This is a genomic window from Vicinamibacterales bacterium (genome assembly GCA_036504215.1).
In the GTDB taxonomy this organism is placed as follows: Bacteria; Acidobacteriota; Vicinamibacteria; order Vicinamibacterales; family Fen-181; genus FEN-299.
The window spans coordinates 33265-57298 of record DASXVO010000002.1; the positions used below are offsets into that span (position 1 = coordinate 33265).

Sequence of the window (24034 nt, forward strand, 5' to 3'; positions counted from 1 at the left end):
TCTCTCCTCCGTGCCTTACGGAGTTGTGATCGACTGTTGAAAAACAGTCCCGACCCCTCCCGACACGCGTGCCAACGCTTGTGCGAAGTCTGCCCGGTCGAACACGAGCTTCGCGTCCGGCCCGGACCGCATCACGCGCGTCAGCGTGAACAGCGTTGCGGCGTGTGCGCCATCGCCCGGCATGATCCACGAGGGCCACGAGACGCCGTCCCCCAGCACCTGCGGGGCCACGTAGGAGATGCAGCGGTCGACGATCCCAGCCTGCAGGCAGGCGGCGGCGAGCGTCGGCCCGCCCTCGATCAGCAGGCAGTGTCCACCCCGACGCGCAAACGCGTCGACGAGGGCCTCTGGCGCCACGTGGCCGTCGCGCTCGTCGCAGAGGACGACGGTTCCGTGCTGCCGCTCGACGTCCTGCTGACGATCGACTGGCGCACTGCTGACGCCGGCGAATACCCAGTGCGCTCGCCCCGGCCAGCCAGCGGTGAGCGTCAGGTCTGTATCGACGTATGCAGGCAGCGGTTCCGCCGCGGGGCATGCGTCGCAGTCAGTGGTCAGGCGGCCGTTGAGTTGCGGCTCGTCCACTTCCTTCGTGCGCTTGCCGACGAGCACGACGTCGCTCCAGCGCCTGAGCCGATGTACGTCATGCCTGGCTTCCGGGCCGGTCAGATAGGCCGGCCCCCCCTCGGCACGTCGGGAGGTCGGGGCGAAGCGCCCGTCCAGTGATGTCGCGGTCTTCAGTACGACGAACGGCCGCTCGAACGCCGCGGTGATCACGAAGGGCCAGACGAGTTCGAGCGCCTCCTCAGCGGCGACTCCGACCGTCACCTCGATGCCCGCGTCACGCACGACATCGAGGCCCCGACCCGCCACATGCGGGTTGGGATCGATGACCGCGACGACGAGGCGGCCGATGCCGCTCGACGCGACGCGTGGCGCACAGGGCGGAGTGCGGCCCTGGTGATTGCAGGGCTCGAGTGTGCAGTAGAGCGTGGCGCCGCGGGCTCGCGGTCCGGCCTGATCGAGCGCCACCATCTCGGCGTGGGCGGCGCCGGCGCCATGGTGCGCACCCCGTCCGACAATCCGCCCGTCCAGCACCACGAGCGCGCCGACCGGAGGATTCGGCCACGGCCGCCGCGGAATCCGTCCGGCAACGTGTAGCGCCTCTCTCATGAACGACAGGTCGTCGCGTGCTGCTCGATCGTCCACCGAGTCCTCGGGCCTGCTGGCGTTCGCGCGTCAGGTTGTTCGGGGTTGAGATGAAGGCGGGTGAACGACGAGCGGCAGTCACACACGCGGCGCGGCCCACGGGCCGGCCGACGCGCAGGCGGCAGCCATCGAAGCACCCCAACTTCTTCCATCCAGACTGTGACTGTCGGCCCCGGAGTCTCACCGGATCTGCCCTTGCGGGCTCGCGGGCTCTACCGCCGGTGGGGACTTGCACCCCGCCCCGAAGTTGTGGCTGTTCAACGATACCGACCGCGGGCGAGGCATGTCAAGGTCAGGGGGCTGGCTGTAAGGAAAATGTCACACCCCGTGGATGCAGAACGAATGAATCCATGACGTCCCCGGCATCGAGATGATCGTCTCTCGTTTGCAGCCGCCGGTTGTTCGGTCGGCCACTCTGTCGAAAGGAAGACACATGCGTCGCGCCGTACGAGTGGGATTGTTCTGGAGCTTCGCGCTGGTGTTTGCCGCCGGCGTGGGCTCGACCGTGTATTGCGCCGTGGCGCCCCGAGTCGCGTCGGCCGACGGATGGCACCTCGACATCGACCGGGCCATGGACGCCGTAGGGGTCGCGCCGGGGATGATCGTGGGCGACGCCGGTGCTGGCGAGGGGTATTTCACGCTGCCCATGGCTCGGCGGGTCGGCTCGGCGGGTGCCGTCTACGCAAATGACATCAGCAAACGGTCGTTGGATGCCCTGGCTGAGGACGCCAGGCGGGAGCGCCTCTCCAACGTCCATACCGTCGAGGGAGTCGTTGACGACCCACTGTTCCCGCGGCGCGACCTGCAACTCGTGGTCGTCGTGCACGCGTTCCACGATTTCGATCGTCCGGTCGAGTGGCTGGTGAACCTCAGGAAATACCTGCGGCCGGGCGGCAGCGTGGCCATCATCGACCTCGACCCCGCCCAGGGTGCGCGGGCGAGCCATTTCTGGACGCGCGAGCAGATTCTCGGACACGCGACCGGCGCTGGCTACGAGATGACCAAGCTCATCGACAACATCTCCAGCCACCTGATCATCGTCCTGAAGCCGCGCCCGATCAGGGGCGACGTCGCGCTCTAGCGGACCGCGGCCTGCGTGCTACGGACGCCGCGGGGCGGGCGTGAAGCTCCGGATCACACGCGGATGTCACCCATCCGTGAGAGAAATGGAAGCGATCCCGGGCGGCTTCCGACTGTGAATTCCGTCCAACGGTGACTGGCGCCACGAGGAACGGCTGCCTCAACCTGTCCTCTCGATCGCGGATCGGCTTGCCATCGACCTCGAACACACCCCGGAAGGGCAGCCGGCGTCCGACGCGCAGGAGTCCGGCTCCGAAGCGGTCGACGCTCGTTTCGATTAGCCGCGGCAGCGTGCGGGCCTGGGCATTCGGCTCTTTCCGGATGCCGAACTCGGTTCACGGTCGGTCAAAACAGCGGATCGCCGTCGGACGGGGCACGTTGTGGATGGCGAAGAATGGGAGACCGACGCTGTGCAGGGATTGAGGGGCCTGGCACCGTCGTGGAAGGCGAGGGCTGGACGGGACCGGATACTGATTCCGACCCCGTTCCAGCGCAGAACTGGGGACCTACTTCAGGCGGGCCACTTGGAGACCGACGACGAGCGAGCCGATCGGCTTGCCGCCGTCGAGCACCGGCACCGCGATCTGGATCTGCTGGAGACCGGTGGACTGATCGGTTTCCACCTCACCCTGCCACGTCTTCCCGGTCATGGGCACGTCGTGCTTCGGCTTGCCCTTGTGAATCCAGCTCGTCGTCTTCTGCAGGAATCCGACCTTGCTGCCGTCGGCGGCCGATACGAACCCCTCGCTGATGACCTGGTTCTTCTTGGCCTTCAGGAGCAGACCGACCGGGTTGCTGGAAAAGGACAGGACGAACGGATCGAAGGGCGTCAGCGTTGTCCACTTCTCCTGCGTCATGGCCTTGTTGGCGGCCGGCATCGACGCGTTGATCGCCTTGACCGCGTTGACGATCGTGGGATCGTTGGCCCAGCTCTGGACGTATTTCACCTGCTCATTGACCTTCGCCTGCATGGCGGGGTCGATGGCTGCCGCAGCCAGGGTAGAAGCCGTCCAGCCAAGAACCGCCAACAGCGCGAACGCCAATACGGAACCTCTCCTCATAGCCATCCTCCGCTTCTTTCCGGCGTACGCGGCACAGCCTGCAAGTCGGGCGAAGCGTGCCGATACCGCCTGCATTGTCTGTAATCGGCGCCACGGAGCCCAACTTGAATCAGAAGCGACTCAAGAATGGACACGACGGGTCGATTCTACCATTGCGAGGATGACTCGATCATCACGCGTCGGGTGCACGTTTTCTCGTGCCGGAGTCAGGTCAGGGTGGAGGTTGGTTATGCGTACGAGAGCTATTCCCACGGTCGTGGTCGCGATGTCGTTCATTCTCGGTGCCGCTCAGCTGAGCGCGCAGCAGAAGCCGGAGGTATCGGGAGCCCAGGCGGTGGCGCAGCAGGCCAAGCCGGTTCCCGTGGCCGCGACCACGAAGGCGGCGGCGACGCCCGCTGCCGGAGTTGCAGAGCCCAAGAAGACTGGCGCCGTCAAGCCCGCTCCGAAGCCGCCGGAGAAGGTCGGCTTCGCCCGCGTCAACAATACCTGGCCGAAGTGGCTGACGGTCACCCTGGTTGACCGCAGTCGCGTCGAGGCTGTACGCCCGCCCGCCACGAAGGGCGCGGAGTACGACAGCTACGTCATGAACCGGTTCCGCCTCACCACCATGGTGAGAGCCACGCCGTGGATGCAGGCGACCGTGCAGGTCCAGGACTCGCGCATTGGGGCCTACGCGACCTCGCCGGCGCCCAAGAGCATGCAGAACAGCCTCGACCTCCGCATGGCCTACGTCGAACTCGGCAAGAAAGGCGCCCGCGGCGTGTCGGCCATCGTCGGTCGCCAGGAGATGACGTTCGCGGATGGGCGCCTCGTGGCCAGCCCGGACTGGGGCAACGTCGGTCGTACCTACGAGGCCGTCCGCCTCGCAGCCTACCGGCCCGGCGTGAAAGTGGAAGTGTTCGGCGCTGCGCCCGTCGACGTGACGCCCAATGCGTTCTCGCGCGCCAAATACGGCGAGCGTGCATTCGGCACATGGGTGACGTTCGACAAGGTGAAGCCTCTCGCCTACGTGGACGGCTATATGGTCGGGAAGAGCAACTACACGGCCACCGGCGAAACCGGGACCAAAGGTGATCAGCGGGTCTACACGACCGGCGTGCGCCTGGGTGGCCCGGTCGGCAAGACGATCGCGTGGGAGGCCGATACCGCCGTCCAGCGCGGGCATTCGGCCGCCGACAGCCTGTCCGCGTGGGCCACGCACGAGGGCGTGACGTGGACGATCGGCAAATCGCGGATGAAGCCGAAGCTCGGCGTCGAGTACAACTACGCGTCGGGCGACGACAACGCCAAGGACGGCACCAAACAGACGTTCGATCAGCTCTACGCGAGCACCCACGGCAAGTGGGGGCTCGGCGACAACGTGGGCTGGCGAAACATGCAGCACATGGCGGTGAAATTCGAGGTATCGCCGACGCCGAAGCTGAAGGTCAACACCGCGCTGAACCGCCTGCAGTTGGCGACAGTGAACGACGCCTGGTACGGTTCGTCGGGTTCGAAGGTCGTCACCAACAAGAAGGCGACGAGCCGTGATCTCGGTTGGGAACCGGACATCTTCGGGACCTATACGGTCACCAAGGATCTCTCGATCGGGCTCGGCCTGGCCGTGCTGGTCGGCGGCGATTTCGTCACGCAGTCCACCGACGTCGAGCGGATCTGGACGCCGTACGTGATGTGGACCCTCAAGTTCTGAGCGCAGTGCCGCTCGGATGGGTTATTGAGCAGACGAGGCCGCCCGTTCGCGGCCTCTCTCCCGGTGACACGACAGCGCAGGATGTGATGAGGGGTGAGCTATGAGTGGCCTCCAGAAGGCGAAGGCCGGCTTGGCGCGGGTGATGAGCGGCGGGGCCGTGACGGCACGTTGGGTTGGCAACCGGAGCGTGAGAACGAAGCTGCTGGGTGGATTTGGCATCGTGCTCGCCCTGACCATGGCGGTGGCCTATTCGGGGTTGGCTGGCGTCGGCATGATAGGCGTCGAGTTGGAGCAGATGTACGACGAGGGCCTGCAGCCGATCCGGCTCATCATCACCGCGAACGAGAACGTCGTCTACTTCGACCGCGACGTGCGCAGCCACGTCCTGACGCACGACACCGCGGAGATGAGCCGGATCACCGAGCAGCTCGACAAGGAGGAGAAGGAGTTCAAGTCGCTGCTCGACGAGTTCCGCAAGACCGAACAGGCGAAGTTGCAGAAGGAGCGTCTGGCGCAGCTCGATCAGGCGTGGCAGGCGTTCCGCCCGATGGCGACCGAGGTCCTGACGCTCAGCAGCCAGATGAAGAAAGCGGAGGCCCAGGCGGCCATGAGCGGCGGCTACCAGCAGGTCCTCGGCTTCATCGATACTGGCCTGTCCGACTTGGCGCGCGCGAGCGAGGACCTTGCGGCAGCGGGTCGCGACGACGCGGCCCGGACCGCGGCGTTCTCGCGTCGGATGGTATGGCTGACGGCGGGGCTGGCCCTGGTGTTCGGGCTCGGCCTGGCGCTGCTGACGGCGTCGAGTTTCACCCGCTCGCTGTCGATGATCGTGGCCCGCGCCCGGCAGGTGGCCAACACGGATCTGGCCACCATGACCACCGAGTTCCAGGCGCTCGCGAAGGGCGACCTCCAGCGGCATTTCGCCGTTTCGACCGAAACGTTGCATGACCCGAGAACCGACGAATTCGGCGTGCTGGCCCGGACGTTCGACGAGATGATCGGACGGCTCCAGGAAGCCGCGGGCGCCTTCGAGGCGATGACGGCGACCTTGCGGGCGATGACCGACGAGACCAGGACGCTGGCGGCCGCCGCCGTCGAGGGCCGGCTGTCCACGCGCGGCAACGCCGATCGCTTCGACGGTGGGTACCGCGACATCGTGCACGGAATCAACGCGACACTCGACGCGGTGATCGGGCCGTTGAACATGGCGGCGGAGTACATGGACCGGATCAGCAAGGGCGACATCCCGCCGAGGATCACGGAGAGCTACCAGGGCGACTTCAACGAGATCAAGCTGAACCTCAACACCTGCATCGATGCCGTGAACGCCCTCGTGGCGGATGCCGGGATGCTGTCGAAGGCCGCCGTCGAAGGCAAGCTGTCCGCCAGGGCCGACGCCTCCAGGCACGGTGGTGACTTCCGGAAAATCGTCGAAGGCGTGAATGCGACGCTCGACGCCGTGATTGGGCCGCTGAACATGGCGGCGGAGTACGTGGATCGGATCAGCAAGGGCGACATCCCGCCGAAGATCACCGACAAGTACGATGGTGATTTCAACGAGATCAAGAACAACCTCAACGTATGCATCGATGCGGTGAACGCCCTGATTGCCGACTCGAACATGCTCGCCAAGGGAGCCGTGGAAGGCCGGCTGGCGACGCGCGCCGACGCGACGCGGCACCAGGGCGACTTCCGGGCGATCATCAAGGGCGTGAACGACACGCTCGACGCCGTCATCGGGCCGCTGAACGTGGCGGCGGAGTACGTGGATCGGATCGGCAAGGGCGATATCCCCCCGAAGATTGCAGACAACTATCAGGGAGACTTCAACGAGCTGAAGAACAACCTGAACGCCTGCATCGACGGCCTGGGCGGCCTCGTCGAGTCCAATCGCGTCCTGCAGCGCGTGGCCGTCAACGACCTGACCCTGAAGGTGGAAGGCCACTACCAGGGCGTGTTCGCCGACGTGGCCCGGGCAGTCAACGAGACGCGAGAGCGCCTCAGCCTCATCCAGACCACGGTCGTCGAGGTCAGCAAGGGCGACCTGGCCAGCCTCGACGCCTACAAGCGTACTGGCCGACGGTCCGAGAACGACCAGCTCGTGCCGGCATTCATCCAGATGATGGAGGCGATCGGCGCCCTCGTGCAGGACGCCGACATGCTCTCTCGAGCGGCGGTCGAAGGCCGGCTGGCGAACCGCGCCGACGCCGGCCGCCACAAGGGCGACTACCGCCGGGTGATCGAGGGCGTGAACGCAACACTCGACGCGGTGATCGGGCCGTTGAACATGGCGGCTGCCTACGTGGATCGCATCAGCAAGGGTGACATTCCGCCCGTGAACACGGATCACTACACCGGCGACTTCGATGCGATCAAGACCAGCCTCAACCGTTGCATCGAGTCCATCAGCCTGCTCGTCGCCGACAGCAAGACTCTCGTCGAGGCGGCCGTCGCAGGACGACTGCACACCCGGTCTGACGTGAGCCGGCACCAGGGCGACTACCGGAGGATCGTCGACGGCTTCAACCGGACGCTCGATGCGGTCGTCCGGCCCGTGGACGAATCCGCCGCGGTGCTCGCCAAGGTGGCGGCCCAGGATCTGCGAGTCGAGGTCCAGGGCGAATACGCGGGCGACCACGCCGCGATCAAGACCAGCATCAACACGATGATCGTGGACCTGCGCGCCTCGATCGGCGCGATCGGCCGGAACGCGCAGCAGGTCGGTGCCTCGTCCGAGGAACTGACCGCGATCAGCCAGCAGATGGCGAGCAGCGCCGACGAGACGGCGACGCAAACGGGCGTGGTGTCTTCCGCGTCCGAGCAGGTGTCGCAGAATCTGACGGTGGTGGCGACCAGCGCGGAGGAGATGCTGGCGTCGATCCGCGAGATTGCCAAGAGCGCCAACGAGGCGGCCCGGATGGCCAAGAATGCGGTGAGCGTCGCCGACGCCACCGATCAGACGGTGCGGAAGCTGGGCGACAGCTCGGTCGAAATCGGCAACGTCATCAAGGTCATCACCTCGATCGCCGAGCAGACCAACCTGCTCGCGCTCAACGCGACGATCGAGGCGGCCCGCGCCGGTGACGCGGGCAAGGGCTTCGCGGTCGTGGCGAACGAGGTGAAGGAACTGGCCAAGGCCACGGCGCGGGCCACCGAGGACATCAGCCACAAGATCGAGGCCATCCAGGGGGAGACGAAGGGCGCCGTCGAGGCCATTCGCCAGATCAGCGGGCTCATCACGCAGATTGACGACGTGTCGAACACCATCGCATCGGCCGTCGAGGAACAGTCGGCGACCACCAACGAGATCGGCCGGAACATCGCCGAGGCCGCCCGGGGGTCCTCCGAGATCGCCCGGAACGTGTCGAGCGTCGCGGACGCCGCCCAGGCCGCGGCCCAGGGCGCGACTGACACCCAGAAGGCCGCCCGGATGCTCTCCGAGATGGCGGGGCAACTGCAGTCGCTTGTTGGTCAGTTCAGAACGTAGCAGTGGAGAGTCAGTAGCCGACAGCCGAGAGTGAGTAGTGCCGGCCTTCGCAGTCGCGCGGTGTTTCGCGCTGCGGAGGCCGGCCCGAACCTGTCCCGCCTCCCATCCGAGACCCAGCCAGCCACGCCCGCGGAAACCTGCACCGGCCGCCATACGTATTGGGGTACAACGGCAGTCCTCTGCCCGCGGCAGGACCCGGAGTTGCGGCCACGAACGGTCGGGCCGGCGGCGAGCTGTAACCCGTTCTCGGAGAGTGCATGCACACCATCTTGTCGGATCTCCGCTACGGCGTGAGGACTCTTGCCAGCACCCCGGGCTTCACGGCCGTGGCGGTGCTCATCCTGGGCATCGGGATTGGGCTGAACACCGCCGTCTTCAGCCTCACCAACATGATCCTGCTGCGGCCCCTGTCCGGCGAGTCGAAGCCGGGCCAGTTGGCCGCCTTGTATGCATACGACCGCACGCATCCTGACTCGTACCACGAGTTCTCCTACCCGGCCTACGTGGACATCCGCGACCGGAACGGAGTCTTCGCCCAGACGGCCGGACTGGCAGTCACGATGGTCGGGCTGGGCGAGGGCGAGATGACCCGCCGCGGGTTTGCGTTCATCGCGACATCCAGTTTGTTCACGCTGTTCGACGCCCGCCCCCCGAAGGGCCGTGCGTTCCTGCCGGACGAGGAGACACCGGGCGCCAACCGGCTGGTCACCGTCCTAAGCGAGGAGTACTGGCGACGGAGCGGGGCCGACCCCAACATCGTCGGGAAGACGATTCGCATCAACACCCAACCGTTCACGGTGGTCGGCGTCGCCCCGCGGGGGTTTGGCGGCCCGACGACGATGATCGCACCGGCGGTGTGGCTGCCGACCGGCGTGTACGATCTCGTCGCCGGGAATGGTTTCAGGCGTTCGGTCAAACGGGCCTTTGCCGATCGGGCCGAGGAAACCCTGTTGCTCTTCGCCCGAATGAGGCCGGGCGTGTCGTTCGACTCGGCCCAGGCCCCGCTCACCGCCCTGGCGGGGCAACTCGAGCAGGCGTTTCCGGCCGAACACCGACACCTCGGTTTGAAGGTGAGGTCCATCTCGCGGACGGGCATCAGCACGAATCCGCAGAATGACGGCGACGCGTACACCATGTCCGGCCTGCTCCAGGGCGTGACCGCCATTGTGCTGGTCATCGCGTGCATGAACCTGGCGAACATGCTGCTCGCCCGTTCGACGAGCCGACGCCGCGAGATCGCGGTGCGGTTCGCGCTGGGGGCCAATCGGGTGGTGGTCGTGCGACAACTCCTGATCGAGGGCTTCGTGCTCTCGCTCGCCGGGAGCGCCGTCGGCCTGCTCTTCACCTACTGGGCCCTGCGCGCGTTCGGTGTGTCTCTGGATCCGCTCTCGGAACTGATGATCGTTCTCGACCCTCGTCCCGACCTTCGGATCCTCGGCGTGGCCCTCGGGTTCGCGGTGTTCGCCACGCTGACCTTCTGTCTGGGACCCTCGCTGCAGCTGCTGCGGACCGATGTGTTCGGCGAGTTGAAGGAAGGGGCCCGGGCGGCTGCGACGGGACGGCATCGCTACGTCAGCATGCGTCATGTGCTCGTGGTCGGTCAGGTGGCGCTGTCGCTCGCGTTACTGACGGCCGCCGGTCTGTTCGTGCGTGGTGCGACCAAGGCCGCGCACGCCGAACCCGGATTCGCTCTCGATCGCAGCGTCGTCGTCGGAGTCGATCCGAGCCTCACGCGGATCGACGAAAAGGGGGGACGGGACTTCTACCGGCGCGCCCTCGACCGCCTGCGCGCCACGCCGGGCATCGAGGCGGCCAGCATGGCCTCGATCGTGCCCTTCGGCAACATGAGTGAGACGCGGCGCGTGCGCTTTGTCGGCCAGCCGGTGGCCGACGTGCACGCCGACAACGAGCTCGGCGGTTCGAGCACATCGTACGGCGCCGGCGGCGGTGATGGGGGCGGCAACGACAGAAACGGCGTGACCGCGGCCTTCTACGTGGTGGGGCGGGACTACTTCCAGACGCTCCGCATCCCGATCTTGAGAGGGCGGGGATTCACGGAGACAGAGGAATCGGACGCCACCGGCCCTCGCGTGGCGGTCATCGACGAGCCGATGGCCAAACGGCTCTTCAAGGGGGCCGATCCCATCGGACAACACGTGTACATGCCCGATCCGGTCGAGGCCGAGCGCGCTCCGATGGAGGTCGTGGGCATCGTCGCGGGTACGCGCCACAGCATGTTCGACACCACGCCGGGGCCGCACATCTTCGTACCGTTCGGGCAGCGCTATCGATCGACGATGACCTTTCACGCCCGGGTGGCGTCCTCCGGGCCCGCCGCCGAGGCCGTCGCACTCCATGCGATTCGCGAACAACTTCGCGGCGTCGACAGCTCGATCCCGATCGTCCTGTCGAGCAACATGGCGGATTTCCGCGACCACGGCATGTCGGCGTGGGGTGTGCGCATGGGCGCCCAGATGTTCGCGGCGTTCGGCATCGTCGCGGCGTTCCTGGCACTGATCGGCATCTACGGCGTGCGAGCCTACCTCGTCGCGCGCCGCACCAGGGAGATCGGCATACGCATGGCGCTCGGCGCGACGCGGGCCGACGTCCTGCGGATGGTGCTCCGCGAAGGGATGGTGCTGGTGTCGGTGGGGCTCGTGATCGGCGTGTTCCTGGCCTTTGCGGCTGGAATGAGCCTGCGAGGGATGATCTACCAGGTGAGCGAGTACGATCCGGCATCGTTTGTTGGAGCCGCTGTCCTGCTGTCGCTGACCGCACTGGTCGCCTGCTATGTCCCTGCGCTGCGGGCGACCAAGGTGGCGCCGACCGTGGCTCTGCGATCGCTGTGACCGAACGAACGGAGCCCACTTGGTGCGCCGCCGCCGCGGTCACGACAGCCAGCCGAAGTCCCTCAGCTTCCGGTAGAGGTTCCGCTCGCTGATCCCGAGGATCTTGGCGGCTTGGCCCCGGTGGCCGTGCGTGGCGTCGAGCACGCGACGGATGTGGTCGCGCTCGAGGTCGTCGAGCGTGGGCAGCGCCGATGCTGGCGCCGAGGCCGGAGGGCGGCGGGGGACGATCGGCAGGTGTTCCGGCCGAATGTCCGGCCCGTCACACGTGACGTGCGCCGCTTCGAGCACGTGCTTCAGCTCGCGGATATTGCCGGGCCAGTCGTGGCCTCTCAGCAGATCGAGCGCTGCGTCTCCCACCTCCCTCCGGCAGCCGAACCTGTCATTGAGCTGCGCGACGAAATGGCGCGCCAGGAGTTCGATGTCACCGACGCGGTCGCGCAGCGGCGGCGTGTGCACCGAGATGGTGCTCAGGCGGTAGAACAGATCCTCGCGGAACAGCCCCTGCCGGACCATCGACGTCAGGTCACGGTTCGTCGCGGCCAGCACGCGCACGTCCACTCGGATCTCCGACGTGCCTCCGACGTGTCGGAACGTCGAGGTGTCCAGGACGCGCAGGAGTTTCACTTGCGTAGCCGGGCTCACCTCGCCGATCTCGTCGAGGAAGATCGTCCCGCCGTGCGCCACCTCGAACAACCCGGGCTTCGTGCGCTCCGCGCCGGTGAACGCGCCGCGCTCGTGGCCGAACAGTTCGCTCTGCAGGAGGTCTTCCTGGAGTGCCGCGCATTCGACCACGACGAACGGCCGTGAGCGCCTGGGACTCCGGGCGTGGATCAGCTTTGCGACGATTTCCTTGCCCGTCCCCGTCTCGCCTGTGATCAGCACCGTCGAGTCGGCCGGCGCGATGCGCCCGACCAACGCGACGGTCCGGAGGAACTCAGGGCTCTGGCCGACGAAGGCGTTCCCCATGTCCGGCGGCGTCAAACCACGCTCGAGCAGCGTCGCCCGACAGCTCAGCGAGTGGCGCTCGAGCGCGCGCTGGATGCGCACCTCGAGTTCATCGAGCGGGCAGGGCTTGGACACGTAGTCGAACGCGCCGGCACGGATCGACTGGATCGCGGTGTCGATGGAACCGTGGCCGGTGAGCATGATGACTTCGCTCGCCGGGCTTGCCGTACGCAGACGCTCCAGTACCTGGAGCCCGGTCATATCCGGTAGGCTGAGGTCCAGGAGCACGACCTGCGGCTGATAGTCGGCCACGATGCGGAGGGCCTCGCCGCCCGATGCGGCGGCCGAAACTTCAAAGCCGGAGCGATCGAGTTCTCCAGCCATCACCGTGCGGAACACATCGTCGTCGTCCACGAGGAGGAGTGATGGTCGTGGTGTCACTGTCTCAGATCCTCGGTCGTCCTGCCGGGGAGGGCGGGCAGGGTGACGTCGAACGTCGAGCCGGCGCCAATCGCGCTCGACACGGTGATGTCGCCGCCGCAGCCCCGTACAAAGTTCAGTGAGAGAAACAGGCCCAGTCCCGTGCCGCCCTTTCGCAGGCTGTAGAACGGTTCGAAGATCTGCTTCAGATGCTCGGGTGAGATTCCGCAGCCGGTGTCCTGGACGCGAATGTGGACCTGATCGCCGTCCTCCACGCCGATGTCGACCGTCCCGCCCCGCTCGCACGCCTGCACGGCGTTGAGCAGCAGATTGATGATCGCGTGCTGCAGCGCCGCCTCGTCCGTGCGCACGCGCAGGCCCTGCACGGGGGAGGCGAACGCGATCGTGACGCCGGAGGCACGCGCGGTCGGCTCCACCAGTCGGGCCGCGGCGGAGACGACCGCCGTCGGGTCCACGATGTCTCCAGGGGATGACTGGCCGCGGGCCATCCGGAGGAAATGCTGCGTGACGCCGCGGCACCTGAGGATCTGCTCACGCGCGATCGTCGCGGCCTCGGCGATGTGCCCTGGACGCGCCTCATCGGTCTCGAAGGACCGCACGTCACGCAGGATGCCCTCGACGCAGGTGAGCACCGTCGCGAGCGGTGTATTCAGTTCGTGGGAGAATCCGGAGGCGAGGAGGCCGAGCGACGCGAGCTTGTGCGATTCGGCGAGGGACGCTTCCGCCGCGCGACGGGTCGAGATGTCGCGCCAGACTTCCACGACATGAGTGAGGCGGCCGTCCTCATTGGCGACCGGCGAGGCGTGGATTTCCTCCCACCGAACGCTTCCGTCAGCGGTCGCGCGCTCGTACAGGCGCACGTGACGCTGGCCGGATTGGAGGCAGGCGGAGGTCGGACACTGCTCGAGGTCGCAGGCACCCGCCGGCGTGTCCCGGCAGCAGCATCCCAGCACGACCTCGCGGCGCGCGCCCGTGCGCGCCAGGAAGGCGTCGTTGGCCGCGATGACGGTTCGTGCAGAATCGAGGACCACGATGCCATCGTCGATGCTGTTGATGACGGTTTCCAGTCGCTCGCGCTGATCTCGAACCTCGCCGACGAGTCCGGTGACCGAGTCGGCCATGACGTTGAACTCCCGGGCGAGCCACGAGATCGTGTCCGAGCCTTCGGCCGTTACGCGCCGGGCGAGGTCGCCGGAGACAATCTGGCGAGCCGTCGTCTCGAAGCGCTGGAGCCGACGCAGGATCGCGAACCGCACGACAACCGCGATGGCGCCGACCAGCACCAGGGTCAGCACGCCCGTGCTCGCGACCATCCAGACGAGGTCGCGGTTGATGGACGCGCGCACGGCGCCAACATTGCGATCGAGGATCAAGATCCCGTTCATCCGCCGCGTAGCGCCGTGGCACCTGTGGCAGGCGTCGCGGTTGCGGAATGGCACAACCGTGCGGAGGATGGTGCCGCCACTCGTCTCGATGACGCGGCTCGATCCGCGCTGCTCGGGCGGGTAACGGTGGCAGGCCTGGCAGGTTGGCGATCCGATCTGAAGATCGGCGCCCCGATCGGCGGGCACGCTCGAGTAGCGCACATGCCCCTCGCGGTCCAGGAGCACCACGCGCTCGATGGTCGGTTGCCGACCGAACGTCCCGATCATCTCGGCGATCAGCGTCCGGTCGTTCTCGATCATCTGGTGCTCGAGGGCAGCGCGAATCAGTTCGCCCTGAGCGACGCATGTCTCACGCGCGGTCTCGAGAAGGCTCTCGAAGTGGTGGGTCGAGTAGAAATACGCAGCAACCACCAGAGCCGAGGACACGGCCACGGTGATGCCAATCGCCAGGCCGACGGTGGTGCCGGTCAGACGCGAGCGCATGAGGTTATGGGTTCCAGGATGTGGCGCATCGTGACAGATCCCGCTTGCTCCCGTCAAATGCCAGTCGCCGCCCCGCTTCTTCGCCTGAGCGCCCGCCCGCCCTTCCGACTGCTCGATCGCTCGGCCTGCCATCCTGTCAGAACGGGACCTGACAGAATGGCAGGCGGCGGGGATGACCCTGGCGCATTCATCGCGGCTTGGGGCGGAATGCACGATCCCGGGATGGCATCGAATCTGCTGCCCCATCCACCGGGACCGCGTGTCCCGGTGGACAACGGTACCGGTCCTGATCGCGCACAGCCGTGAACGCGCAACGCAGACAGGGGGCGGCCGATGATGTTGTTCCTGATGGCACTCTCGCTCGCGATGTTCGGGCTCGCCATGACCGCGGCGGCCTTTGGCGCGGCGACACGCACCGAGCCGACGCCGGAGGTGCCCGCTCGTCCACGAATGGAACTGGCGCCGGAGCGGTTCTTTGCCGAAAGTCGCGCGGCGTTCCATCGTCAACCGCACGTTCCGGTGGAAGTGCTCCTGCTTCAGATCGAGCAGCACGTGCGCCTCGAGCAGGCGGCCGCCGAGTCGTTCATCAGTTTGCCTTCGGTCGATGTCCTGAATTGCCGGACGCAGTCGCCGCTCGTCCACTGATCTGACCGCGTCCCGAGTGCTTCGGATGGAAGCCTCGACTCTCGGCCGTCTTCCTGCAGGGGTGACCGATGACGGATACCTACCCGGATCTGCTGAAGTCCATGTCGGCTGAGGACGCCGACGCCGTGGTGGCCCTCGCACGCCGTCATTCGCTTCCGAGCGGCGCGGTGCTGTTCCAATTGGGTGCCGACGCCGACCATCTCTACGTGATCGACCGGGGGCGCGTGAATCTCACGCTGCCCATGCAGGTGTTCGGATCCGAGGAAGACATCCTCGTCGAGGAGCGGGTGGCGGGTCAGACGCTGGGCTGGTCTGCCTTGATCCCTCCGCACCGGTTCACGCTCAAGGCGACGGCGAAGATCGACACGGAACTCCTCGCATTTCCGCGAGCCGCGATGCTGGCCCACTTTGCCAGCCATAGCGAGGTGGGCTACGCCGTCGTGAGGAATGTCGCCGCAACGGTCGGTCAGCGCCTCCAGGTGTTCCAGGCGATGTGGTTGCGCGAGATGAAGCGTGTGCTCGAGTTGTCGCACGGCACCGGGAGCACGCTGTGAGGTCGGGCGCGAGATGCGGGCTCGGGCTCGGCGTGGCCTCGCTTCTCGTCGTGCTGACTGGTGACGGGCTGAGTGCGCAGGGCCTGCCGCAGCGGCTGGCCGAGCGGATCGAAGTTCCTCCGCCTCCGTTTTCCGACGGGGTCTTCCCGTGCTCCGCCTGCCACGCGTCGATGAAGGTCAACCGGACGCGTCGCCCGCTTGCCGACATGCACACCGACATCATCCTGACGCACGACGCCGAGCACCGCTGGTGCCTCGACTGCCACGACGCCGAGAACCGCGACGTGCTCCACCTGGCGGGCGGCGAGCGCGTGCCGTTCGACGAGTCGTATCGCCTGTGCGGCCAGTGTCATGGCGAGAAGTATCGCGACTGGCGGGTCGGGGTGCACGGACGCCGGACCGGCGACTGGAACGGGCACAAGGCATACCTGCTCTGCGCCAACTGCCACAACCCGCACCAGCCGCGCTTCAAGGCCCTCGAGCCCAAGCCCGCACCCGTGCGCCCGGGCCGCCCGGGACGGTAGCCAGGAGAGTTGCGATGGATCGACGCGTGATTCCCGCGGCGGCCGTTGCCGCGCGCGAGGACGTTGGACCGGCGAAGCCGTCCCGGGTGTCCCGCCGGGAGTTCGGTTCGTGCGTCGCGGCGGCTGCCGCCGGGTGGCTGATGACCGCGTGCGGTCCGCGGCGCCTGCACGAACTGTCGAAGGACCGCCTTCGCGCGCGCCTCCGGGACCTCGAGCGCGAGTACTCGGAGCGATACGCCGCGCCGGTCACGGTGACCGACACGCCGGCCATGCCGAATGTCCTGTTCGCCTACGCTCTGGACATCTCGCGGTGTGTCGGGTGCCGCCGGTGCGTCTACGCGTGCGTGGACGAGAACAATCAATCCCGCGACCCGCAGGTCCACTGGATCAGGGTGCTCCAGATGGACAAGGACCGCGGTGTGGATTTCACGCACGCCGATCCCTACTATGCGCCCAGGGAGGTGCCCGAGGAGGGCCACTTCTATGTACCGGTCGCCTGCCAGCAGTGTCGCAACGCCCCCTGCACGAAGGTGTGCCCGACGGGCGCCACGTGGACCGAGCCAGACGGGATCGTCGTCATCGACTATGACTGGTGCATCGGGTGCCGCTACTGCATGGCGGCGTGTCCGTACGGCGCGCGCCATTTCAACTGGAGTGAGCCGTCGATTCCCCGGGGACAGCTGAACGCGAAGACTCACGTGCTCGGCAACCGGCCGCGTCCGAAGGGCGTCGTCGAGAAGTGCACGTTCTGCATCCAACGGACGAGAGACGGCCGCTACCCGGCCTGCGTCGAGGCGTGCCCGGTCGGCGCGCGGAAGTTCGGCAACCTGCTCGACCCCGACAGCGAGATTCGGTACATCATCGAGCACAAGCGCGTGCTCGTCCTCAAGGAAGACATCAACACCGTTCCGAAGTTCTTCTACTTCTACGCCACGTGAGGTGCGCGTGAATACGTTCCGCCTCTACTCGCAGTTCGTGACGGGAAGCGTCCGACTCGTCCTTCAGGGCAACCGCGCGTACTGGGCATGGGTCGCGTTTCTCGTGGCGCTCGTCATCTCCGGTGGGATCGCGTACACGGACCAGGTCCGCTCGGGCCTGGTCATCACGTCGATGCGCGACCAGGTCAGTTGGGGCTTCTATATTGGCAACTTCACGTTCCTGGTCGGCGTCGCCGCGGCCGCCGTGGTCCTCGTCATCCCGGCGTACGTGTACGACTGGAAGCCGATTCGGGAGATTGTCGTCTACGGCGAACTGCTCGCCGTCAGCGCGATCATCATGTGCCTGCTGTTCGTGGTCGTGGACATCGGCCGGCCGGACCGCTTCTGGCACATCCTCCCGATCGTCGGGCACCTCAACTTCCCACGGTCGCTCCTCGCATGGGACGTGCTCGTCCTGAATCTCTACTTCCTCGTCAACATCACCGTCGTGACGCACATCCTGTACAGGGCCTTCTCCGGCCGGCACTACAATTCCCGGATCGTCGTACCCCTGGTGCTGTTGTCGATCCCGATGGCGGTGGGCATCCACACGGTGACGGCGTTCCTGTACAACGGGCTGGCCGCGCGACCGTATTGGAACTCGTCAATCCTCGCGCCGCAGTTCCTCGCGTCGGCCTTCTGCGCCGGGCCCGCGATTCTCCTCATCGTCCTGCAGTTGCTCCGACGGTTCACGACGTTCGAGATCCAGGACCAGGCGATCAGCAAGATCGCCGAACTGATGGCGTATGCCATGTTCCTGAATCTGTTCCTGCACGGGGCCGAGGCCTTCAAGGAGTACTACTCGGACACCGAACACCTGCTGTTCACGCGCTACTGGTATTCGGGGCTCGGCGTGCACCGGACGCTCGTGCCGTACGCGTGGTCGGCCGTGACGCTGAACGTGGTGGCGTTCGTGCTCTTCATCATTCCCCGCGCGCGACGACACTGGATCGCACTCAACGTCGGGTGCCTGGCGACTTACGCGGGCTGCTACATCGAGAAAGGGATGGGGCTGATCATCCCGGGGCTGACACCAGATGCCCTGGGCGAGATCTACGAGTACTACCCCTCGATGAACGAGCTGCGCGTGGCCGCCGGCGTATTCGCCCTCGGCTTCCTCATCTTCACGCTCATGCTCAAGGTCGCCGTGCCGATCTCACTCGGCGAATTCCTATCGCAGGACGAGCACGTCGCGCCGGCCCCGGCGGCTCACGCGACCGCGCCCTGAGCAGCCTGGCGTTCCGAGCTGGCCTTTCGGCGCGAGCGGGCGGGCGACGATCCACAGGGTGCCGTGTTTCGCCCGGGTTTCGCGTCGAGCGCTGTGTGGATGCGTTGGCGCCAAGTTCGAGCCGAGGCTGGGAAGAGCGGTCGCTGGCCCTGTCAGCGTTGACCGGCGGAACATCGACGCCCTGTTGTCCGGCTTGACTGGGGCGTGTTGCCGGCCCACATTGGAACGAGCCCCCATTCACGAGGTGCGTCATGGCGATACCGGAGTCAATCCGCAGATTCGTGGAGACCCATGGCATCGGCTTCACGCCCATCCACCACCGGGTGGCCTTCACCGCGCAGGAGGAGGCTGCGGCCACGCACGTTCCCGGCCGCGAATGGGCCAAGACCGTCGTCTGTCTGGCTGACGGCAAACCCGTACTCGCCGTGCTGCCGGCCAACGACCGGGTGGATCTCGCAGCCCTGCGGGCGGCGACCGGCGCGAGGGAGGTGCGCCTGGCCGCCGAACATGAGTTCTCCAGGCTCTATCCTGAGTGCGAGACTGGCGCGATGGCCCCGTTCGGGCCACTCTACGGCCAGCGAGTCTTCGTGGATGAGGAACTGGCACGCGACCGCGTGATCACGTTCCATGCCGGTACGCACGTGGACGCGATGCGCATGACGTACTCGGACTTCGTCGAGCTCGTCCACCCGGTGGCCGTACGGATCGGGCGGCACAGCATCCTGCACTAGCCCGTCCGGCCCGTGTGTCCGGCGTGGAGGCACGGAATCAGCGGTTCACCCCTTGGGCACCGGGATCCGGATCGGGTAGTCCCGGTCGTTCAGCCCCGATGTGCTCCTCAGTTCGAGCACCAGGTATACCTCCAGCTCGGCATCCGCGACACCGGCCGGTGCGAGCTTACGGACCGCACGAAGCAGGAAGTCCTGGGATTCGAGATCCGCCGACTTGATCTCGAACGCCACGGCTCCGCGAGGCACCACGCGACCGGCGAAGCGCTGGTACTTGTCGAGCGCGTTCGTGAGGTACTCGCGCCCGACGACCAAGTGGACACCCCTGGGCGTCCAGCCCATGGCACTCACGTAGAAGGTCTGTACGGAGTCAGCCGTGGGAATCCGGTCGAAGGTCTCGGGAGAGTAGTAACTCTTGAGGCCAATCGCCAACGCCACGTTGTTCCGCTCGCCGCTCACCGTCAGTTCGACAGGCCCCTGCGGCGTCATTGCGTAGATTCCGGACTTCTTCGGATAGGTCGACTCTGCGGTAGCAGGTGCGGTCAGCGAGCCTGACGGCAAGAGCAGGGCGGCGATCAGCAGGACAAGCGTGGGCATGGTGGCACCTCGTTCGGCGCTAGGCTAGCACACAACCTCATCCGTCTCACAACCGACGCGCCTGCCGGCCTCGGGCGCCATCCCGGACGGCTACATCCTCGACGGACACGGATGATGGGCGGGTGGGCGTAGGGGGACGGCGGGAGGGCGAATAGGCGCCCGCTATCCTCGCGGGGGGGCCTGATCGAGGAGTTCGCGTACCTTGGCGCCGAGGTCGTTCGGTTTGAACGGCTTGGCGATGAACGCCGAGCGCTCTACGTACCCACCGTCGCGAGTGGCCTCGCTGTCGGCGTAGCCCGACATGAAGAGGACGGCCACGTCTGGCCACTGCTCCCGCAGACGAACCGCCAACTCCGTTCCGCGCATCTGCGGCATGACGATGTCGGTGAGGAGCAGGTCGATCGACGCGTGGTGGCCCTCAGCGATCGACAACGCTTCACTGCCATCCCCGGCCTCGAGCACTTGGTACCCCCGCGAGCGAAGCACGTGAGCGGCCAACTGGCGGACCTGCGTTTCGTCCTCGGCCACGAGAATCGTCTCCGCCCCCGTCGCCAGCGTCGCGCCGGCGGTGTCGGACTCCGGCGCCGAGTGTACCTTGTCCGTCTTTGGCAGGAACACCTTGAACGCCGTCCCTCGCCCCGGCTCACTGATGGCGCGAATGTGTCCGCCCGCCTGCCGGATGATGCCGTAGCAGGTGGCCAGTCCAAGCCCCGTACCTTTCCCCTGGGGCTTGGTTGTGAAGAACGGTTCGAACACGCGGGCCAGCGTCGCCGGGTCCATGCCCTCGCCCGTATCGGCTATCTCCAGCAGCACGTGCGGGCCAGGCGCGGCTTCCGGCTGTTGCCGGGCCTCTCGTTCGTCGAGCGTCACGTTGGCCGTTCGGATCGTCAAGGTCCCGCCCTTGGGCATGGCATCGCGCGCGTTGATCACCATGTTCAGCACAACCTGCTCCAACTGGCTCGGATCGATCTCCACCCGATCGAGCCCGCTCCCGAGCAGCGTCACGATCTCGATGTCCGCGCCAATCAGGCGTCGGAGCATCCGATCGGTGTGCACGAGCACGCCGTTGACGTCCACGACGCGCGGCTCGACACGCTGCTTGCGGGCGAACGCCAGCAACTGGCGCGTGAGACGTTCCGCCCGTTCCGACGCAATCCGGATCTGCTCGATCTCGGACCTTCGCGGATCCCCCGGCATGAGTTCATTATCGAGGAGCGCGGTGTTACCGATGATGACGGTCAGCAGGTTGTTGAAATCGTGGGCGACGCCGCCGGCCAGGCGTCCGACACTTTCCATCTTCTGCGCCTGCAGCAGTTCCGATTCGAGGCGCCGCTGCTCGGTGACGTCGAGGAACTGCGCGAGCACGCAGGCTCGGCCCGACAGATCGAAGACCTCGAAGTACCCGATGGCGTCCACCGGATCTCCCGAACGCGACCTGCTGTGAATGGGCACTCCATGGAGGTAGCCCTTGGTCGTGAGCTCTCGACGAACGGCGTCGTGGTCGTAGCCGCTCAGCCCTCCGAGCAGTTCCGGCGTCAGCTTGCCGATGATCTCGTCCCTGGAGCGCCCGGACTGGCGGACCAGAGCGGCGTTCACATCGACCACGCGGCTCTCGTCGAGAGTCGTGATCGAAGACGCCAGCGGGCTCGACTGGAACGCTTTGGCGAAGCGCTCTTCGCGCTCGCGGAGCGCGACGGCGTGACGGCGCTGTTTCACGACGAGCACGGTGCCGAGCGTGCCGGCCAGGGCCGCGAGAACAATGAGGGGCACGAAGAAGACGGGTCGCGCGTAGAAGGACGGGGCGATCTGGATGTGCATCTGGGCCGGCTGCGGCGAGATTTCGCCCAGCGCGTTCTTGGCCTGGATCGCAATCACATGGGAACCAGCCGGGAGGTTCGGGATGCTCTGCTCCCGGATGGTGCTCCAGGGTGACCATGGCCCGTCATCCACGCGAAGTCGCGTCGGAACCGCCTCGTTTGGCAACTCGGCCCACCATGAGAATGGTGTCCACCGTACGACCACTCTGTTGCCCTCGATGAGCGGTTCGGACAACTCCACCGTTGGCGGATGTCCGCTGTCGGTGCGAAGGTCGAGGATCGCCGTGCCGCCGCCGCGGGTGCCAATCAGCACGCGGTCGTCTTCCGGCAGCAAGGGCCATGCGCGGGTATTCGACAGGCCGGACCGGTCGTCGAACGACGTCCAGACTCCGTCGCGGAGCATCGACACCCCACCAGTCGCACCCACCCACAACCGGCCATCGCGACCCGCGCACACCTGCCACACATCGGTGTCGATGAGTCCCTCGGCCTTCGGCACATAGCGAACTTGTCCATCGTCGATATAGCCGAGGCCCGGGCCCTGCTGTCCGAACCACACTCTGCCACGGACGTCGATGGCCAACGTGAAGACTCGATCCCTCCGCAACCCTTCGGCCGGTGTCCAATGCTGCCATCGACCATCCATCCAGCGGCTGAGGCCCCCGCTCGTGCCGAACCACCGGGCCCCGTCGGGCCCTTCCTGGAACGCATAGACACGGTCGCTCGGCAGTCCCTGCGCACGCGCCCAGCGCACGACCAGGTTCTCGTCGATCTCGAACGCGCCCGGCCCCTCGTGCGACGTGTAGTTGCCGCGCTGAGCGCCAAATGCCAGACCGAGACACCAGACATGTCCGCGGCGGTCGATCTCGATGGCGTGAATGTGGGCGCGGTCGAGCACCGGGTCGGTCGCGAAGCGATGCCAGCCCTGTCTGTCGAGCCAACGGACGCCCAGGAAGCCATCGCCGCTGCCGATCCACACGCGGTCGTTCCCGTCCACCGCCAGCGCGGTGACCGATTCACGAACGCCTGGAGTCGCCGGCAGAGGCATGAGACGGCCGTCGCGGTCGCGATGCTCGACGCCGCCGTCAGTCGCCAGCCAGTAGGTGCCGTCGCGGCCCTGCACGATGCGGTTGACGCTGTTTCCGACCATTTCCGGAGGATGTCGCCAGGTACGCCAGCGGGGCGAAGAGGCCCGGTAGAAGAAGAGCCCGTGGTCGGTGGCTACCCACAGGTCGCCGTTCGGGAGGTACCCGGCATCCCGGGCATCCCCGAGGCGTCCGGGAACCGGCGGAAACTCCGTCCACGAGGTACCGACACGGAGCGTCATCTGGCCCGTCGTGTGGACCAGCACCGAGTCGCCGTTCGGAAGGCTCGCAATCGCAACGGCCGGACTGGCCAGTGGGCCCTGCGACCGGGTCGGCGTGCGGCCGGGCCGCCAATTCAAGAAACCACGAAGCTCCCCGGGGTGTTGGAGCCATGCCGACGCGTGTCCATTGGGGCCCTCGTGCGCCGCCGTGAGTATGAATGGCGCGCCGACATCCGCCAGGCGAAGCGACCATCGATCGCCGTTGAAGCTCCACAGGCCGGTGGTCGTGCTGGCCCAGACGGCGTGCGGACCTGCCTGCACGAGGCGCTCGATGGTTCCCACCGGGGCTGGGATGGCATACGGGGAGACGCGGGATCCATCCCACTGGTAGAGACGCTGGTTCCCGCCCAGCAGCAGGACGGGTCCGGTTGCCGCGCGCGCTTGCGTCAGAAAGCGCACGTTGCCGCCATCGGCCCAGATGCGCACGGTGCGCAGGCCCCGCGCGTCTCCAGCCACCAGCAAGCCCTCGGTCACGCCGACGACGCCGCCGTGACCATCAGGGGTCAGGGAACTCGGCACCTCGTCCGGGCCGACCGGGACCCTGAGCCATCGGTGGCCGTCATATCTCGAGACGCCTCCGGCCGCCGTTGCCCACAGACCGTCACCGGGCACCTGCACGACCCCGAACGCACGATCGCTCGGCAGCCCTGACGCCACCGTGAAGCGGATCCAGCGCCACTGGTCAGCGAACGGAGAGGAGGGGACAGACGAGACCGGCGACTGGGGTGTGTCGGCCCCGAGCGTCGAGGAAAGGAGAGCTGTTACGACCAGACAGCCCGCGAGCAGGCTCCGGAGAATGACCGTCCTCAACCAGCCCATCGGTTAGGTTATCGGTCCGGTTGGTCGATACCACCACCCATGAGCCGTTTCCATGTCCCGAATCGAGACGTCGGGCGTGGTCGCGATCGTGACGGTGAAGACAGGGCAGACGTCGCGGTCGCGTGGAGCGTGCTTGCGGATCCCTGTCGGTT

General features: G+C 66.7%; 16 protein-coding genes and 1 riboswitch. Of the genes, 10 read left to right on the forward strand and 6 right to left on the reverse strand.

What is annotated here, in order from left to right:
- Window positions 1–15 precede the first annotated feature (15 nt).
- On the reverse strand, window positions 16–1206 hold the full coding sequence (gene ribD / locus VGK32_00305) for a bifunctional diaminohydroxyphosphoribosylaminopyrimidine deaminase/5-amino-6-(5-phosphoribosylamino)uracil reductase RibD (protein ID HEY3380172.1): 1191 nt from the start codon (window positions 1204–1206) through the stop codon (window positions 16–18).
- Between the two features lie 136 nt (window positions 1207–1342).
- Window positions 1343–1459: riboswitch (FMN riboswitch) on the reverse strand.
- A 180-nt stretch (window positions 1460–1639) separates the two neighbouring features.
- Here ribD and VGK32_00310 point away from each other — a divergent pair.
- Window positions 1640–2287, forward strand: a complete 648-nt coding sequence (locus VGK32_00310) for a class I SAM-dependent methyltransferase (protein HEY3380173.1) — start codon at window positions 1640–1642, stop codon at window positions 2285–2287.
- 505 nt (window positions 2288–2792) lie between these two features.
- Here the strand turns inward: VGK32_00310 and VGK32_00315 are convergent.
- Window positions 2793–3347 (reverse strand): hypothetical protein, encoded by a 555-nt coding sequence (locus VGK32_00315; GenBank protein ID HEY3380174.1) that lies wholly within the window; start codon window positions 3345–3347, stop codon window positions 2793–2795.
- A gap of 229 nt (window positions 3348–3576) precedes the next feature.
- Between VGK32_00315 and VGK32_00320 the strand changes: the two genes are divergently transcribed.
- From VGK32_00320 to VGK32_00330, 3 genes are all read left to right on the forward strand, one after another.
- Window positions 3577–5037, forward strand: a complete 1461-nt coding sequence (locus VGK32_00320; protein ID HEY3380175.1) for an alginate export family protein — start codon at window positions 3577–3579, stop codon at window positions 5035–5037.
- Between the two features lie 100 nt (window positions 5038–5137).
- On the forward strand, window positions 5138–8524 hold the full coding sequence (locus VGK32_00325) for a methyl-accepting chemotaxis protein (GenBank protein ID HEY3380176.1): 3387 nt from the start codon (window positions 5138–5140) through the stop codon (window positions 8522–8524).
- Window positions 8525–8781: 257 nt separating this feature from the next.
- Window positions 8782–11373, forward strand: coding sequence for an ABC transporter permease (locus tag VGK32_00330; protein ID HEY3380177.1), 2592 nt, complete (start codon window positions 8782–8784; stop codon window positions 11371–11373).
- 39 nt (window positions 11374–11412) lie between these two features.
- On the opposite strand, the gene VGK32_00335 is transcribed toward VGK32_00330, so the two are convergent.
- Together VGK32_00335 and VGK32_00340 are read right to left on the reverse strand one after the other, a co-directional pair.
- The gene (locus tag VGK32_00335) at window positions 11413–12759 is read right to left on the reverse strand and encodes a sigma-54 dependent transcriptional regulator (GenBank protein HEY3380178.1); all 1347 of its coding nucleotides are present in this window, start codon (window positions 12757–12759) and stop codon (window positions 11413–11415) included.
- Complete coding sequence (locus VGK32_00340) at window positions 12756–14627, reverse strand: ATP-binding protein (protein ID HEY3380179.1); 1872 nt, start codon at window positions 14625–14627, stop codon at window positions 12756–12758. The genes VGK32_00335 and VGK32_00340 overlap by 4 nt, the downstream gene beginning before the upstream one ends.
- 333 nt (window positions 14628–14960) lie before the next feature.
- Here VGK32_00340 and VGK32_00345 point away from each other — a divergent pair, with 333 nt between their 5' ends.
- The 6 genes from VGK32_00345 to VGK32_00370 all read left to right on the forward strand — a co-directional run bounded on the left by VGK32_00345 (window position 14961) and on the right by VGK32_00370 (window position 19286).
- A complete protein-coding gene (locus VGK32_00345) occupies window positions 14961–15272 on the forward strand; it encodes a hypothetical protein (protein HEY3380180.1) in 312 nt (103 codons plus the stop codon).
- Between the two features lie 68 nt (window positions 15273–15340).
- Window positions 15341–15826, forward strand: a complete 486-nt coding sequence (locus tag VGK32_00350) for a cyclic nucleotide-binding domain-containing protein (GenBank protein HEY3380181.1) — start codon at window positions 15341–15343, stop codon at window positions 15824–15826.
- The gene (locus tag VGK32_00355) at window positions 15823–16350 is read left to right on the forward strand and encodes a hypothetical protein (protein HEY3380182.1); all 528 of its coding nucleotides are present in this window, start codon (window positions 15823–15825) and stop codon (window positions 16348–16350) included. The genes VGK32_00350 and VGK32_00355 overlap by 4 nt, the downstream gene beginning before the upstream one ends.
- A 14-nt stretch (window positions 16351–16364) precedes the next feature.
- A complete protein-coding gene (locus tag VGK32_00360; protein ID HEY3380183.1) occupies window positions 16365–17288 on the forward strand; it encodes a 4Fe-4S dicluster domain-containing protein in 924 nt (307 codons plus the stop codon).
- A gap of 7 nt (window positions 17289–17295) precedes the next feature.
- Window positions 17296–18555, forward strand: coding sequence for an NrfD/PsrC family molybdoenzyme membrane anchor subunit (gene nrfD / locus VGK32_00365; GenBank protein HEY3380184.1), 1260 nt, complete (start codon window positions 17296–17298; stop codon window positions 18553–18555).
- 251 nt (window positions 18556–18806) lie between these two features.
- Window positions 18807–19286 (forward strand): YbaK/EbsC family protein, encoded by a 480-nt coding sequence (locus VGK32_00370; protein ID HEY3380185.1) that lies wholly within the window; start codon window positions 18807–18809, stop codon window positions 19284–19286.
- Between the two features lie 45 nt (window positions 19287–19331).
- On the opposite strand, the gene VGK32_00375 is transcribed toward VGK32_00370, so the two are convergent.
- On the reverse strand, window positions 19332–19880 hold the full coding sequence (locus VGK32_00375; GenBank protein HEY3380186.1) for a hypothetical protein: 549 nt from the start codon (window positions 19878–19880) through the stop codon (window positions 19332–19334).
- Window positions 19881–20042: 162 nt separating this feature from the next.
- Window positions 20043–23882 carry an ATP-binding protein gene (locus VGK32_00380; GenBank protein ID HEY3380187.1) on the reverse strand — a complete coding sequence of 1280 codons (3840 nt, stop codon included), beginning with the start codon at window positions 23880–23882 and terminating at the stop codon, window positions 20043–20045.
- Between the last annotated feature and the right edge of the window lie 152 nt (window positions 23883–24034).

Excerpts from the sequence above, each read along its gene's own strand:
- VGK32_00310 (HEY3380173.1), top strand. The coding sequence starts at position 1,640 with ATGCGTCGCGCCGTACGAGTGGGATTGTTCTGGAGCTTCGCGCTGGTG.
- VGK32_00315 (HEY3380174.1), bottom strand. The coding sequence starts at position 3,347 with ATGAGGAGAGGTTCCGTATTGGCGTTCGCGCTGTTGGCGGTTCTTGGC.
- VGK32_00320 (HEY3380175.1), top strand. The coding sequence starts at position 3,577 with ATGCGTACGAGAGCTATTCCCACGGTCGTGGTCGCGATGTCGTTCATT.
- VGK32_00325 (HEY3380176.1), top strand. The coding sequence starts at position 5,138 with ATGAGTGGCCTCCAGAAGGCGAAGGCCGGCTTGGCGCGGGTGATGAGC.
- VGK32_00330 (HEY3380177.1), top strand. The coding sequence starts at position 8,782 with ATGCACACCATCTTGTCGGATCTCCGCTACGGCGTGAGGACTCTTGCC.
- VGK32_00340 (HEY3380179.1), bottom strand. The coding sequence starts at position 14,627 with ATGCGCTCGCGTCTGACCGGCACCACCGTCGGCCTGGCGATTGGCATC.
- VGK32_00345 (HEY3380180.1), top strand. The coding sequence starts at position 14,961 with ATGATGTTGTTCCTGATGGCACTCTCGCTCGCGATGTTCGGGCTCGCC.
- VGK32_00350 (HEY3380181.1), top strand. The coding sequence starts at position 15,341 with ATGACGGATACCTACCCGGATCTGCTGAAGTCCATGTCGGCTGAGGAC.
- VGK32_00360 (HEY3380183.1), top strand. The coding sequence starts at position 16,365 with ATGGATCGACGCGTGATTCCCGCGGCGGCCGTTGCCGCGCGCGAGGAC.
- VGK32_00370 (HEY3380185.1), top strand. The coding sequence starts at position 18,807 with ATGGCGATACCGGAGTCAATCCGCAGATTCGTGGAGACCCATGGCATC.
- VGK32_00375 (HEY3380186.1), bottom strand. The coding sequence starts at position 19,880 with ATGCCCACGCTTGTCCTGCTGATCGCCGCCCTGCTCTTGCCGTCAGGC.
- VGK32_00380 (HEY3380187.1), bottom strand. The coding sequence starts at position 23,882 with ATGGGCTGGTTGAGGACGGTCATTCTCCGGAGCCTGCTCGCGGGCTGT.